This window comes from Pseudomonas sp. RC2C2 (assembly GCF_018390435.1).
Classification (GTDB): Bacteria; Pseudomonadota; Gammaproteobacteria; order Pseudomonadales; family Pseudomonadaceae; genus Aquipseudomonas; species Aquipseudomonas donghuensis.
Genome location: NZ_JAHBAX010000002.1, coordinates 991,575 through 1,005,675, shown reverse-complemented (window position 1 = coordinate 1,005,675; position 14,101 = coordinate 991,575). Strand labels below are relative to the sequence as shown.

Here is a 14,101-nt window from a genome sequence, read left to right as displayed (position 1 = left end):
GCAGCCTTTACCCCCGGCGGAGCGGCGCATGCAGGACAGTGACAGCCTCAAGGACTACCAGCAGGTGCGCCTGTTGGCGATTCGTTCGCTGTTCGAAATCATCGAGCAGTCCAGCGAAGGCACGATCATCGTCGACCGTGATGCGCGCATCGTCTGGATGAACGAGCGCTATGCCCGGCGCTTTGGCCTGGACGACGCCAGCAGTGCGATCGGCCAACCGTGCGAGAGTGTCATCCCCGGCAGCTTGATGCGCGAGGTGGTGAGCAACGGTCGGCCGATCCTGCTGGACATGCTCGACACCCCGAAAGAGCCGCTGGTGGTGATGCGCCTGCCGGTGCACGACAGCAGCGGCAAGCTGATCGGTGCCATCGGTTTTGCCCTGTTCGACGAATTGCGCAGCCTTTCGCCGCTGCTCAAGCGCTACGCCAGCATGCAGCAGGAGCTGGCCTCGACCCGCTCGTTGCTGCGCGCCCGCCAGGCCAAGTACAGCTTTGCCCAGTTCATCGGCACCAGCGCCGCCAGCCTTGAGGTCAAGCGCCGCGCCCGGCGTGGCGCCAGCAGTGATTCGCCGGTGTTGCTACTGGGTGAAACCGGCACCGGCAAAGAGCTGCTGGCCCATGCCATCCACGCGGCCTCGGCGCGGGCGCACAAAGCGTTTGTCAGCATCAACAGCGCGGCAATCCCCGAGACCCTGCTTGAAGCCGAATTTTTCGGCACCGCCCCGGGCGCCTTTACCGGCGCCGAGCGCAAGGGCCGCCCGGGCAAGTTGCAGATTGCCGAGGGCGGCACGCTGTTTCTCGACGAGATCGGCGACATGCCCTTGCCACTGCAGAGCAAACTGCTGCGCGTGTTGCAGGAGAAGGAGTACGAGCCGGTCGGTTCCAACCAGGTGATCCACAGCGATGTGCGGATCATTGCCGCGACGTCCACCGACCTGCAGGCGGCGATGGCCCGTGGCGAGTTTCGTGCCGACCTGTACTACCGGCTCAATGTGCTGCCGATCCAGGTGCCGCCGTTGCGTGAGCGGCTGGACGACCTGCCGGCCTTGAGCGAGGCGATTCTTGAAGAACTGGGCAGCCAGCACGAACTGGAGGACCCGGCCCAGGCACTGCTGGCCCGGCATGCCTGGCCGGGCAATATCCGCGAGCTGCGCAATGTGCTGGAGCGGGCGACCTTGCTGGCGGATCAGCCGCGCTTGAGCGTGGGTGATGTACAGGCGGCGTTGGGCGCCCTGGCGCCGCTGCAGGTCCAGCTGCCACCGCTGAGCTACAAGCAGGCCTGTGCCGATTTTGAGCGCCAGCTGCTGGAGAACACCCTGGCGCGCTGTGCCGGGAATGTGCCGGAGGCCGCGCGGCAGCTGGGGTTGGGGCGCTCGACGTTGTACAAGAAGTTGCTGGCGCTGGGGATAAAATCTCATTAAATAGAATTGTGTCTCCATATAGAGACGAACACCTCTCCCCATGGGAGCCGGCCTTGCCGGCGATGCAAGGCGTAGCCTTGCCAGGTTTTGGGCTGCTTTGCAGCCCATCGCCGGCAAGGCCGGCTCCCACAAGACCTGTCTCCATACAGAGACATACTTATTGAAACCCATTCAGAAATTAAATTTATACGTTTAAATTCAATAACTTATAAACATGGCACGATTCCCGCTATCTCCTTCGCACCAACAAAAACAAGATGCACCCAAGGAGACACTCGATGAGTGTGATCATCGCCCTGGCAGCCCTGGCGCTGCTGATGCTGGCTGCCTACCGTGGTTATAGCGTTATCCTCTTCGCCCCCATTGCCGCCCTTGGCGCGGTGCTGTTGACCGACCCTGCGGCGGTCGCCCCGGCCTTTACCGGGGTGTTCATGGAAAAGATGGTCGGCTTTATCAAACTGTACTTTCCGGTGTTCCTGCTGGGCGCCGTGTTCGGCAAGCTGATCGAGCTGTCGGGCTTCTCGCGCTCGATCGTCGCCGCCGCGATCCGCCTGCTCGGCACCCGCCAGGCCATGCTGGTGATCGTGCTGGTCTGCGCGCTGCTCACCTACGGCGGCGTGTCGCTGTTCGTGGTGGTGTTTGCGGTGTACCCGTTTGCTGCCGAAATGTTCCGCCAGAGCAACATTCCCAAACGCCTGATCCCGGCGACCATCGCCCTGGGCGCGTTTTCCTTCACCATGGACGCCCTGCCCGGCACCCCGCAGATCCAGAACATCATCCCCAGCACCTTCTTCAACACCACCGCCTGGGCCGCGCCCTGGCTGGGCCTGATCGGCACCCTGTTCGTGTTCTGCACCGGCATGCTGTACCTGCAGCGCCAGCGCAACAAGGCCCAGCGCACCGGTGAAGGCTATGGTTCGGCGCTACGCAACGAGCCGGAAACCGCCGCCGACCTGAAGCTGCCCAACCCATTGCTGGCGCTGTCGCCGCTGCTGTTGGTGGGGGTGATGAACCTGCTGTTCACCCACTGGATTCCGGCCTGGTACGGCAAGACCCATACCTTGAGCCTGGCGGGCATGAGCACGCCGGTGCAGACCGACATCGCCAAGCTCACGGCGATCTGGGCGGTGGAGGCGGCCTTGCTGCTGGGTATCCTGCTGGTGCTGGTGACAGGCTTTGGCGCGATCAGAAGCCGTCTGGCCGAAGGCAGCAGAAGCGCGGTCAGCGGCGCCTTGCTGGCAGCGATGAACACCGCCTCGGAATACGGCTTCGGTGCCGTCATCGCTTCACTGCCAGGTTTTCTCGTGCTCGCCGACGCCCTGCGCGCGATCCCCAACCCACTGGTTAACGAGGCGATTACCGTCACCCTGCTGGCCGGTATCACGGGTTCCGCCTCCGGCGGCATGAGCATTGCCCTGGCGGCGATGTCCGACAGTTTCATCGCCGCCGCCAATGCCGCCAACATTCCCCTTGAAGTGCTGCACCGGGTCGCGGCCATGGCCAGCGGCGGCATGGACACCCTGCCGCACAACGGTGCGGTGATCACCCTGCTGGCCGTCACCGGCCTGACCCACCGCGAAGCCTACAAGGATATTTTCGGCATTACCCTGATCAAGACCCTGGCGGTGTTCGTGGTGATTGCTACGTTCTATGCCACCGGTATCGTCTAAGGAGCACCCTATGCGTCTCAACAGCAAGACAGCAGTAGTCACCGGATCGACCAGCGGCATCGGCCTGGGCATTGCCCAGGCATTGGCCAAGGCCGGCGCCAACCTGATCCTCAACGGCTTTGGCGATGCCAGCGCGGCCATCGCCGAAGTGGCCCGCTTCGGTACCCGGGTCGGTCATCACCCGGCGGACCTTGGCGACGTTAAACAGCTCGAAGCGCTGTTCGCCTATGCCGAGCGCGAGTTCGGCGGCGTCGATATTCTCGTCAACAATGCCGGCATCCAGCATGTGGCGGCGGTTGAAGACTTCCCGGTGGAGCGCTGGGATTCGATCATCGCCGTCAACCTCTCGGCCGTGTTCCATGGCACCCGCCTGGTGCTGCCGGGCATGCGCGCGCGCAACTGGGGGCGGATCGTCAACATCGCGTCGGTGCACGGCCAGGTCGGCTCCACCGGCAAGGCCGCCTATGTCGCCGCCAAACACGGGGTGGTGGGCCTGACCAAGGTGGTGGGGCTGGAAACCGCCACCAGCAATGTCACCTGCAACGCCATCTGCCCGGGCTGGGTACTCACCCCGCTGGTGCAGAAACAGATCGATGACCGCGCCGCCAACGGTGTTGATCCGCAGCGGGCCCAGCATGATCTGCTGGCCGAGAAGCAGCCGTCGTTGGCCTTCGTCACTCCCGAACACCTGGGTGAGCTGGTATTGTTCCTCTGTAGCGAGGCTGGCAGTCAGGTTCGTGGCGCTGCCTGGAACATCGATGGCGGCTGGCTGGCCCAGTGACGGGCAGCCTCAACACCTGGCTGCCGCATCGTCTTTTTTACCTGCAAGGAGGCCTTATGCGCCCACTCTCCCTCACCGCGTTGTTCACCCTGACCCTGGCTGCCGCTACTTCGCTACAGGCCGCCAGCCTCAAGGATGTTGCGCCCTACCCCGAGGCCGAAAAAGGCTTTACCCGCCAGGTGATCCAACTGCCAAAGCAGGCTGACGAGTCGGCCTACAAACTCGAAGTGCTGGCTGGCAAGCAACTGGAAGTCGACTGCAACCGTCAGCACCTGGGCGGTAACCTGGAAGAACAGACCCTGCAAGGCTGGGGCTACAACTACTACCGCCTGGAAAAAGTCTCGGGCCCGGCCTCGACCCTGATGGCCTGCCCTGACGGCAAGAAAAAACAGGCTTTTGTGCCCGTGGTCGGCGATGGCTTCCTGCTGCGTTACAACAGCAAGCTGCCGGTGGTGGTGTATGTGCCGGAAGGCGTTGAAGTGCGTTACCGCGTCTGGTCGGCTTCGAACAAAGTGAAAAAAGCTACAGTGGAATAAGGCACTGCTGATCGCTGGCAATGCCGGCGATAGGGTGCGCAGCAGCCCTGGCCAACCGCAAAAAGGAACGCCCATGAACGAAGTGCTCTGGCGCCCGAGCAAGGCGCGTATTCAGGCCAGTCGGATGGATGCCTTTCGCCGGCAGGTCAATCAGCAGTTTGGCCTGGCGCTGCGCAATTACGCCGACCTGCACCGCTGGAGCATCGAACAGCGTGCCGCGTTCTGGCAAACCCTTGCCGACTATTTCCAGGTGCGCTGGCAGCAGCCGGCCACTCAGGTGCTCGACGAAGGCCCGCAGATGCCCGATGCGCGCTGGTTCGCTGGCGCCACCCTGAACTTCGCCGAACACCTGCTACGGCGCCGCGACAACCATCCGGCGTTGATCGTGGTGCGCGAAGACGGCGAGCGACGGGTTATCAGCCATGGCGAACTGGCCGAACAGGTGGCCGGCCTGCAGCGCAGCTTCCAGGCCGCCGGCATCGGCGTCGGCGACCGGGTTGCCGCCTGCATGCCCAACACCTGGCAAACCCTGGTGGCGATGCTGGCCTGCACCAGCCTCGGCGCTATCTGGTCATGTTCTTCGCCGGAGTTCGGCACCCACGGCATCATCGACCGCTTCGGCCAGATCGAGCCAAAGCTGTTGATCGTCTGTGCCGGTTACCCGTACGCCGGCAAACAGACCGACCAGGTCGACAAGATCAACCAGGTACTGGCACAACTGCCAAGCCTGCAACACCTGCTGGTGGTGCCTTACACCCGCACGCACACCGCCAGCGACGAATTCATCTGCCAGGCCCGGGTCAGCCTCTGGGACGATTTCTACCAACCCGGCGGCGAACCGCAGTTCACCCCGCTGGCGTTCAATCACCCGCTGTACATCCTCTATTCCAGCGGCACCACCGGCGTGCCCAAGTGCATCGTCCACGGCGCCGGCGGCGTATTGCTACAGCACCTCAAGGAGCACGGCCTGCACAATGACCTGGGCTCGGACGACGTACTGTTCTACTACACCACCTGCGGCTGGATGATGTGGAACTGGCTGGCCAGCGGCCTGGCCGTGGGGGCCACCCTGGTGCTGTACGACGGCTCGCCTTTTCATCCGGGCCCCGAACGCCTGCTCGACCTGATCGACAGCGAGCGCATCAGCGCATTCGGCACCAGCGCCAAGTACCTGGCAGCCCTGGAGCAAGCCGACCTGCGCCCGCGCCTGAGCCATTCACTGGACTCGCTGAAATTGCTGCTGTCGACCGGCTCGCCGTTGTCGCCGGAAAGCTTCGACTACGTCTACCGCGAATTCAAGCGCGACCTGTGCCTGGCATCGATGTCGGGCGGTACCGATATCGTCTCCTGCTTCGTCATCGGCAACCCGCTGCTGCCGGTGCGCCGCGGCGAGATCCAGTGCAAGGGCCTGGGCATGGCCGTTGAGGTCTGGGATGACGATGGCCATGCGCTGATCGGTGAAAAAGGCGAGCTGGTCTGCACCCGGCACTTTCCGGCCATGCCCCTGGGCTTCTGGAATGACCCGCAGGGCGAGCGCTTCCAGGCGGCCTACTTCAGCCAGTTCCCCGGGGTCTGGGCCCAGGGTGATTACGCCGAGGAACGGGCCGAGGGCGGCATGCTGATCCACGGTCGCTCGGACGCGGTGCTCAACCCCGGCGGCGTGCGTATCGGCACGGCGGAAATCTACCGCCAGGTCGAGAAGGTGCATGAGGTGGTCGAAAGCGTCGCCATCGGCCAGCGCTGGCAGCATGATGTGCGGGTGGTGCTGTTCGTGCGCCTGCGCGACGGCCTGCAGCTGGACGACGCCTTGCAGGCGCGAATCCGCCAGGTAATCCGCAGCAACACCACGCCTCGGCATGTGCCGGCGGTGATCGCCGCGGTGACGGATATCCCGCGCACCATCAGCGGCAAGATCGTCGAGCTTGCGATTCGCAACGTGGTGCACGGGGAGCCGGTGAAAAATACCGACGCCCTGGCCAACCCCGAGGCCCTCGAGCAATTTCGCGACCGCCCGGAGTTGCGCAATCAGGCATAATGCGCGGTTTTAGCGCTTTACGAAGGTACGTTGAGATGAAAGCACAGGCCCGGCATATTCTGGTCAAGACCGCCGAAGAAGCCGAACAGCTCAAGCAGCGCATCGCCAAGGGCGAGGCGTTCGATGTGCTGGCCAAGAAATACTCCACCTGCCCGTCAGGCAAACGCGGCGGCGACCTGGGTGAAGTGCGCCCGGGGCAGATGGTCGGCGCCATCGACCAGGTGATTTTCAAAAAGCCGCTGCGCACCGTGCACGGCCCGATCAAGAGTAAATTCGGCTATCACCTGGTGCAGGTGTTCTACCGCGATTAAAGGCTGTCGCGGCGCCGCTGCGAGCGCAGGTTGCGCTGATCCTCCAGATCATTGCGCAGGCCGACGATCAGGTTGGAAATCGCCCGGCTGCTGGTCAGTTGCTCGGTGCTGATGCCGGTGACCAGCAGGTCGACCCGCTCGCAGCTGCGGTCGAACACCCGTACGGTCAGCGAACGGTCGGCCGCCAGGGTGCACTGGCAGCGGGTGGGTAAAAAACTGCTTTCTATGATGTTGCGCAACTCCAGGGTCGAGAGCATCGGTACGTCTCCTTGGCAGGTGGCGGACAGCGGTTCCTGTTGCCCGATCCAGCTCCAAGCCTAGGTCATATTCCTTAATTGAATCAGACCCTTTCACTATAAGCAGCGCAGGCTTTGGCCGGCCTCCGGGCAGTGGAAGCAAGTGGCCACCTAGCATTTTTGTCAGTTGTCGATATTTCTGATTGCTCTATACATCAGGGCACGACCCTCCAGTGCTCGCAGGAAAGCTGGAGCCGCAGTGGTCAATGCCCTGTATGGAAATGGAGCCCGCCTGATGCGCACCTCGCTTATCGTGGTACTCAGCGCCCTGCCTTTCACCGCCATTGCCCAGAACGTGGTGGTCGGGCCCGGCGATACCCTCGGCGCCGTGCTACAGACGCCGTTTATCGATGACTTCCTGATGACCGGCGGCACACTGCAGTCCCTGGCCCAGGGCGATGCCCGCGATACATTCAACATGTCCGCGGGACGGATCATCGGTGCCTTCGAAGACGGTGACGTGGCGTTCTTCTCCGGTGGCAGCATCGGCCGGGTCGACATGAAGCTGGACAACAACATTTTCAGCATGTCCGGCGGCACCATCGTCGGCAACCTGGTCACCGGCTTTGGCAACGACCAGATCTTCCTCAATGCCGGTACCATCGGCGGCAACATCAGCACCAGTGGCGGAACCGATGTTTTCGTGATTACCGGCGGTACGCTGCAAGGCAACCTGCTGGCCAGCTTTGGCAATGACTCGCTCAAATGGCAGGGCGGCGTTATTCGCGGCACTGTCGACATGGGCGGTGACGATGACGTGGCAGTGCTCAAGGACCTCGCCAGCCCGGTGCTGAACATCACCGTCAACGGCGGTGCCGGCGTCGACAGCCTGACCTTCGATAACAGCCAGCCGGTGGGGGGCGAGCGCTACACCAACTGGGAAAGCGTCAGCCTGATCAACGCCAGTGTGTTCAAGCTGGACAATACCCTGACCCTGGGCGATGCCAGCGCCGTTGCGGCGCCCACTCGCCTGAACATCGACCGCAGCAGCTCGCTGGTCTCGCGTTCCGGGACGATCAGCCCCTTCACCGCCGGCCAGCCGCTGACTGTCAACAACAGCGGGCGTATCGACCTGAGCAGCGGCGGCGACGCCCAAGGGCGGCTGACCATCAACGGCAGCTACGCAGGCAACGGCGGTACCCTGAAACTCAACAGCGTACTGGCCGGCGACGGTGCAGCGTCCGATCGCCTGGTAGTCAGCCGGGGCACAATCGCCGGCAGCACCAACCTGCAGATCAGCAACTTCGGCGGCGCCGGTGCGGTGACCCGCCAGAACGGCATCCAGGTGGTTGAAGCAATCAACGGAGCGACCAGCAGCAACACCGCCTTCGTCCAGACCCAGACCTTGTCGGCCGGCGCTTTTGACTATCGTCTGTTCAAAGGCGGGGTGACTGCTGATAGCGTCAATAGCTGGTACTTGCGCTCCACCGTGATTGCACCGGTACCACTGCCTGGGCCGCAGCCTGAGACGCCGGACCCGGTTACGCCTGTGGACCCGGTTGATCCCGTGACACCCGTCGATCCCGTTACTCCCGTTGACCCAGTGGTCGTGATACCGCCCCCCACCCCGGGCCCAGCCCCCGGCCAGCCTGACCTGCCACCACCGGCGCCCGGCGTGAGTATCCCCCTGTACCGGCCGGAAGTTGCTGTTTACGCCGCCGCGCCACGGGCTGCGGCGTTGATTGCGCGCTCGGCGCTGGGCACCTTTCATCAACGCCAGGGCGACCAGAGCCTGCTGAGCGAAAACGGCGCGGTATCGGCCAGTTGGGGACAAGCCTACGGCAACAGTTTCCATCAAAGCTGGTCGGGCACTGTCAGCCCCAGCCTGGATGGCAGCCTGTACGGCTTCAAGGTCGGCCAGGACCTGTGGGCCTGGCTCAACGATGAAGGCCTGCGCCAGCATGTTGGCCTGTATGTCGGTCACAGCCGCTTGAACGGCGATGTAAAGGGCTTCGCCCTGGGCGTCGAGGACAGCAAGGTCGGCGACCTGAAACTCGACAGCGACAGCGTCGGCGCCTACTGGACCCTGATCGGCGCGCAGCAGTGGTATGTCGATGCCGTGCTGCAATACTCGGACCTCGACGGCCGGGCGAAATCCGATCGAGGCGACAAGCTCGACCTCAACGGCCACGCCTGGAGCGCGTCGCTGGAAACCGGCTACCCGATTGCCCTGTCGTCGCAATGGTTCCTGGAGCCCCAGGCACAGATCATCGCTCAGAGCGTCTCGCTGGACAGCGCCGAAGACAGCGTTGCCCATGTCAGCTACGACGCCCAGACCGAGTTGACCGGGCGCCTCGGCGTACGCCTGGAAGGCAACTTCAAATCAGGCGCAGTGCCGTTGCTGCCCTACCTGCAAGTCAATATCTGGCACGGTGACGGTGGTCGCGACACCCTGACCTTCGATGACCTTGACCAGATCAAGACCGACTACCGCTACACCTCGATGGACATCGGTACCGGCCTGGTCGCGCAGATCAACCGGAACTTCAGCGTGCATGCCGGTATCGACTACGCCAGCAACCTCGATGCCCACCAACAGGAGCGCGTCGGCGCCAACCTCGGGATACGCCTGAGCTACTAAGCCCGCCGTGCTGCCAGCAAGCCGACCCCGGCGCAGCCGAGCAGCGTGGCACTGACCCGATTGAACAGCCGCCGCGGGCCGGGCTGGTTGAACCAGCGCTGCAGGTAGGCGCCCAGCCAGCCGTAAATGGCAATGGCCAGCCATTCCAGCAACAGGAACATCCCGCCCAGCCAGGCGAACTGCTCGGCCACCGGCAACGGGCTGCCGACGCTGATGAACTGCGGCAAAAAAGCGGTGAAGATCAGAATCGCCTTGGGGTTGCCGGCCGCCACCCAGAACTCCTGGCGCGCCAGGCGCAGCGTACCGCGGCGACGCTCACTGAGCACGGCAGCCTCGGCCACTGGCGCCCGCCACAGCTGCCAGGCGATGTAGAACAGGTAGGCGGCCCCCAGCACCTTGATCACCAGGAACAGGTATTCGCTGGTGTGCAGCACCGCTGCCAGGCCCATGGCCGCCAGCACGATCATCCCGGCAAAGGCGAACAACCGGCCAATCCCCGCCACACAGGCCGTTCGCAGGCCATACCGGCTGGCATTGTTCAGCGACAACAGGTTGTTCGGCCCGGGGGCCATGTTCAGGGCAAAGCAGGCCGGGATGAACAGGGCCAGGGTGGTCAGGTCCATGGAGGCGCTCCGGTGGCGAAAAACCCAAGGTTCCCCTCGGCGCTGTACCCGCGTCAAGGTACAGCTGGGCGACAAAACTGTGCAGCCCTTGGCGGGCCGTGCAGTGATAGACTTCTGGCCACGTTTTCATCGGCCCCTGCACATGCCTCAGCCAACTGACGCCGCCCGTACAGCGTTCTGGCGCGACCCGGCCTTGCCCTATGTCGAAAGCCGCCGCGCCTGCGACAGCCGTGCCTGCTACAAGGCGCACAGCCATCCAACGTTCTCCATGGGTGCGGTCGATCAGGGCTGCAGTGTGTTTAGCGGTGCGAGCAAAGCGCAAACACGCCTTCACCCTGGCACCCTGGTGTTCGTTCCGGCGCACTGCGTGCATGCCTGCAACCCCGAACCCGGGCTGAGCTGGAGTTACCAGATGATCCATCTGGACGCCGCCTGGCTGCAGACCTTGCGCCTGGAATCGGCACTGCTGGCGCAGGTAGAGGGAACGCCGGCGCACGTCACGCGCAACCGGTCGACCTACGCCAGTTTTACCCGGCTCAACGATCTGTTGTTCTCTGCGGCCAGTACCCATGAGAAAGAAGCCGCCTTGATCGCGTTCATTGGCGATCACCACAACCCGCCAACCCAGACTTTGTCGCAGCCACCGCAACGCCTTGAGCGCAACCTTGAAACGTTGCTCCAACGGCTTGCACAGGACGACGCCGGCAGCCTGTCGCTGGGCGAGCTGGCGGACAGCGCCGGCATGGGCCGTTATCAACTGATCCGCGCGTTCCGTGCCGCGACCGGCTTTACCCCTCATGCCTGGCAGTTGAACCAGCGCATCAACCGCGCGCGCCAGTGGTTGCGCAAGGGCCAGGACATGGCTGACATCGCCTATCGCCTGGGCTTTGCCGACCAGAGCCACTTCCAGCGCGTGTTCAAGGCCCACACCGGCGTAACGCCTGGGCTGTACCGCGGCTGAACCCGCAATTTTGTTCAATACAGGCTCCTTGCACGGCACCGACAATCAGCCCCCCTATCGCTGAAGAAGTCCGTCATTCATGGAGCAGTTTCTGATCGTGGCGGCAGCGCATTTTCTTGCCCTGCTGTCGCCTGGCCCTGATTTTTTCCTGGTTGCCCGTACGTCGATGAGCGCCGGCTGGCTCAAGGCGACTGGCGCCTGCCTGGGTATCGCCCTGGCCAACGGCGTGTTCATTGTTGCCGCCTTCAGCGGGGTCTCGGCGCTGCACCCGGACAGCGCGCTGTTCGTCGCCCTCCAGCTGGCCGGCTGCGCCTACCTGCTGTACATCGGTGTGCTGTTCATTCGCCATGCCGGCGCAAGTTCGCTGACCCAGGTCAGCGTTCGGGCCAATGCCTTGAACAGTCCCTGGCTTCAGGGCCTGTTGATGGGCTTTCTGTCTGCAATCCTCAACCCGAAGAACGCCCTGTTCTATGTCAGCCTGGCCAGCATGGTCAGTGGTAGCCAGACCAGCGCAGGCTGGAAACTGACGTACGCAGTGTGGATGTTCAGTGCGGTGTTGCTGTGGGACATGCTGGTGGCCGCAGCCATCGGCAATCTGCACGTGCGCCGGCGCTTTGCGCGACTGCTGCCATGGCTTGAACGGGTTTCGGGCGCAGTGCTGATACTGTTGGCGCTGGGGGTGCTCACTCACCTGGCCTGGCGTTGAGCAGGCTCAGGCTGCCCAGGTCGAGCAGGCTGAACTGGCCGCTGGCCCAGCCGCCGGTGTCGATATGCCAGATGTTGCCCAGCACCCGCACCTCGCGCTGCGGGGTATGCCCGACGATCAACGCTCGCAGCCCCTCGACGGGCGTAGCATCGCCGCTGTACAAGCGCTGGCGCGACCATTGGCAAACCTCCTGGACCTCGCTCGGTGGCGTACTGGCCAGCAGCTCACGCAACTGCGCCCAGTGGCGAAACGGACAATCGGCATGCAACAGGCCGATCAGACCGTCCGCGGTTTCTACCTCCAGCGCCAGCGGCAGGCGCCGAAAGCGCTGGGCAAACCGCGCCTGTTCATCGGCGCTCAGGGCCAGGAACCAGCCGCCGCCAGCGGCGCGGTACTGGCCATAGTCGAGCATACCGCCGTCGACATGGGTGACCGCCAGGGCTTCATGGTTGCCTTGCACGGCATGGAACCAGGGTTTGTCCAGCCAATCCAGCGCCTGCGGGCACTCCGGGCCACGGTCGACCAGGTCGCCAACGCTGAACAGGCGATCTACCGCCGGATCGAAGCCTATCGCCGTCAGCCGCTGCTGCAGGCGCGAAAAATGCCCGTGGATGTCCCCCACGGCAATGTCCCGCCCATGCCGGTTGGCTGTAAATCGTTCGATCCTGCGCACTGCCGACTCCTCTGCTTTCAATCATCACAGGCGTACAATGAAGCCTGTGCAGCGAACTGCGCAAGGCTGCACCCGGAGGTGAATCATGCGCCCTGCCCTGACCCTGGCCACGCTCAGCCTGCTGGCATTCAACAGCCTGGCGCAAACGCCGGCCAGCCCCAACGTCGAAGTCACCTTCGACAAACCCGAGCACTTTCGCGACGCCAGCCTCGACAGCAACGGCTACCATCGCGGTGCCGACGCCTATGTGATGAAGGAACTGAGCGCCTACCTGGTCAAGCTCGGCCAGCGCTACCTGCCCGCCGGTCAACGCCTGCGCATCGACATCCGCAATATCGACCTGGCCGGCCAGTACGAACCGTGGCGGGCCAATGCTTACTCGGTACGGATCATGCGTGACGTTACCTGGCCCAGTATCGACCTGCACTATGCCTTGTCGCAACAAGGCCAGACCGTAAGCCAGGCTGATGCGCACCTGACGGACAAGTTTTACCTGCAACGCCCGGGGCGGCGCGACGACACCGACCGCCTGTATGCCGAGAAAGCCATGCTTCAGGAGTGGTTTGGCAAGCAGTTCAGCGTACAACGGCAGACCTCGGCCCAGCCCTAGCGGCGAACCGAGCCCATGCCTGAGAGTCGAAGTCTTTAACAGGCTTGCCATCAACGGTGGCGAGGAGTATCCCATGGTCACCCACTACAGGACCGCCGGCCACCTGGCCTGCGGTCGCCACGGTAAAAACCTGATCGCCACCAGCGAGCTCAATCGGGTCAAATGCCGCAGCTGCCGCAACACCGAGGCGTTCAAGGCCGCACGCAAGGACCAGCGCAATGCCGCGCGGCGCGCGCGCAGGGCCAACACTCACCCCACCGGCAACGACTGGCGCAGCGCCTGGATCGAGCGCCTGAGCGCCCTGCCCGGCCGCCAGCGTTTGCCGCGCGGATTTTACGGCCAGGGCTTCGTATGAGCCCAGGCCTTTATCTGACGTTGATCAGGCGCTTGAGCGCATTCGGCGCGATGAATCGGTGAAATGGCGCGACCGGCAGCATGTACAAACGCCCGAGACGATTGTGGGTGTGCACCACCGTGGACACCACAATCTCGCGACGGTTGTCGGCGCCCAAGGGTAAGCGCAGCAGCGAGATATACACGTCCAGGTGCTTGTCGCGGTCGACCAACAGTACTTCATCCGGGCTATTGCTGATCAGGGTGAAAATACCGACCCGTTCATTGACCTGGTAAGACGCCTCGTCGCGCTGAAGGTCGATTCTCGACAAGCGCCCCAGGTCTTTCAGGCCAAACAGCTGCACCGCGCGATTGCGCAGCACCATCAGGTTGTCGATCCAGCGGGGCATGCTGCTCATCAGCAACAGAAAATGGCCGAGCGCCGAGCGTTCGGCGTTGATCACCGGCGCTCGGTGCGCATCGACGAAATCGGCACCGGCCAATTGCACATGGATCTGCGCACTGCCCGGTACCGCACAGCGTGTGATGGGGGTGTTCATCTGCA

General features: G+C 63.6%; 15 protein-coding genes. 11 read left to right on the top strand and 4 right to left on the bottom strand.

Translation table 11 applies throughout. The features are described 5' to 3' along the window. Positions 1-28: 28 nt before the first annotated feature. From KHO53_RS23370 to KHO53_RS23345, 6 genes are all read left to right on the top strand, one after another. Positions 29-1,420, top strand: coding sequence for a sigma-54 interaction domain-containing protein (locus KHO53_RS23370; RefSeq protein WP_213570969.1), 1,392 nt, complete (start codon positions 29-31; stop codon positions 1,418-1,420). A gap of 278 nt (positions 1,421-1,698) precedes the next feature. Further along, positions 1,699-3,090, top strand: coding sequence for a GntP family permease (locus KHO53_RS23365; RefSeq protein ID WP_010226512.1), 1,392 nt, complete (start codon positions 1,699-1,701; stop codon positions 3,088-3,090). Between the two features lie 10 nt (positions 3,091-3,100). After that, positions 3,101-3,871 carry a 3-hydroxybutyrate dehydrogenase gene (gene hbdH / locus KHO53_RS23360; protein WP_213570967.1) on the top strand — a complete coding sequence of 257 codons (771 nt, stop codon included), beginning with the start codon at positions 3,101-3,103 and terminating at the stop codon, positions 3,869-3,871. A 56-nt stretch (positions 3,872-3,927) separates the two neighbouring features. Beyond that, the gene (gene eco, locus KHO53_RS23355) at positions 3,928-4,407 is read left to right on the top strand and encodes a serine protease inhibitor ecotin (protein WP_010226508.1); all 480 of its coding nucleotides are present in this window, start codon (positions 3,928-3,930) and stop codon (positions 4,405-4,407) included. A gap of 73 nt (positions 4,408-4,480) precedes the next feature. Next, positions 4,481-6,442: an acetoacetate--CoA ligase gene (locus KHO53_RS23350; RefSeq protein WP_213570965.1), complete on the top strand. Its 1,962-nt coding sequence runs from the start codon at positions 4,481-4,483 to the stop codon at positions 6,440-6,442. 35 nt (positions 6,443-6,477) lie between these two features. Further along, a complete protein-coding gene (locus KHO53_RS23345) occupies positions 6,478-6,753 on the top strand; it encodes a peptidylprolyl isomerase (protein ID WP_007932676.1) in 276 nt (91 codons plus the stop codon). Here the strand turns inward: KHO53_RS23345 and KHO53_RS23340 are convergent. Continuing rightward, positions 6,750-7,010 carry a DUF1652 domain-containing protein gene (locus KHO53_RS23340; protein WP_036995672.1) on the bottom strand — a complete coding sequence of 87 codons (261 nt, stop codon included), beginning with the start codon at positions 7,008-7,010 and terminating at the stop codon, positions 6,750-6,752. The two genes, KHO53_RS23345 and KHO53_RS23340, sit on opposite strands and share 4 nt — an antisense overlap. A gap of 274 nt (positions 7,011-7,284) precedes the next feature. Between KHO53_RS23340 and KHO53_RS23335 the strand changes: the two genes are divergently transcribed. After that, positions 7,285-9,630, top strand: coding sequence for an autotransporter family protein (locus KHO53_RS23335; protein ID WP_213570963.1), 2,346 nt, complete (start codon positions 7,285-7,287; stop codon positions 9,628-9,630). On the opposite strand, the gene KHO53_RS23330 is transcribed toward KHO53_RS23335, so the two are convergent. Next, positions 9,627-10,253 (bottom strand): LysE family translocator, encoded by a 627-nt coding sequence (locus tag KHO53_RS23330; protein WP_036995674.1) that lies wholly within the window; start codon positions 10,251-10,253, stop codon positions 9,627-9,629. The two genes, KHO53_RS23335 and KHO53_RS23330, sit on opposite strands and share 4 nt — an antisense overlap. Before the next feature lie 142 nt (positions 10,254-10,395). Here KHO53_RS23330 and KHO53_RS23325 point away from each other — a divergent pair, with 142 nt between their 5' ends. Both KHO53_RS23325 and KHO53_RS23320 read left to right on the top strand, forming a co-directional pair. Next, the gene (locus KHO53_RS23325) at positions 10,396-11,214 is read left to right on the top strand and encodes an AraC family transcriptional regulator (protein ID WP_213570961.1); all 819 of its coding nucleotides are present in this window, start codon (positions 10,396-10,398) and stop codon (positions 11,212-11,214) included. A 79-nt stretch (positions 11,215-11,293) separates the two neighbouring features. After that, positions 11,294-11,920, top strand: coding sequence for a LysE family translocator (locus KHO53_RS23320; protein ID WP_159388628.1), 627 nt, complete (start codon positions 11,294-11,296; stop codon positions 11,918-11,920). On the opposite strand, the gene KHO53_RS23315 is transcribed toward KHO53_RS23320, so the two are convergent. Then, positions 11,898-12,593, bottom strand: coding sequence for a metallophosphoesterase (locus KHO53_RS23315; RefSeq protein WP_100782740.1), 696 nt, complete (start codon positions 12,591-12,593; stop codon positions 11,898-11,900). The two genes, KHO53_RS23320 and KHO53_RS23315, sit on opposite strands and share 23 nt — an antisense overlap. 85 nt (positions 12,594-12,678) lie before the next feature. Between KHO53_RS23315 and KHO53_RS23310 the strand changes: the two genes are divergently transcribed. Together KHO53_RS23310 and KHO53_RS23305 are read left to right on the top strand one after the other, a co-directional pair. Then, a complete protein-coding gene (locus KHO53_RS23310; protein ID WP_213570959.1) occupies positions 12,679-13,203 on the top strand; it encodes a DUF3016 domain-containing protein in 525 nt (174 codons plus the stop codon). A 73-nt stretch (positions 13,204-13,276) separates the two neighbouring features. After that, positions 13,277-13,558: a hypothetical protein gene (locus KHO53_RS23305; RefSeq protein WP_010226486.1), complete on the top strand. Its 282-nt coding sequence runs from the start codon at positions 13,277-13,279 to the stop codon at positions 13,556-13,558. A gap of 10 nt (positions 13,559-13,568) precedes the next feature. Here the strand turns inward: KHO53_RS23305 and KHO53_RS23300 are convergent, their stop codons facing one another. Next, a complete protein-coding gene (locus tag KHO53_RS23300; protein ID WP_213570957.1) occupies positions 13,569-14,096 on the bottom strand; it encodes a DUF2867 domain-containing protein in 528 nt (175 codons plus the stop codon). Between the last annotated feature and the right edge of the window lie 5 nt (positions 14,097-14,101).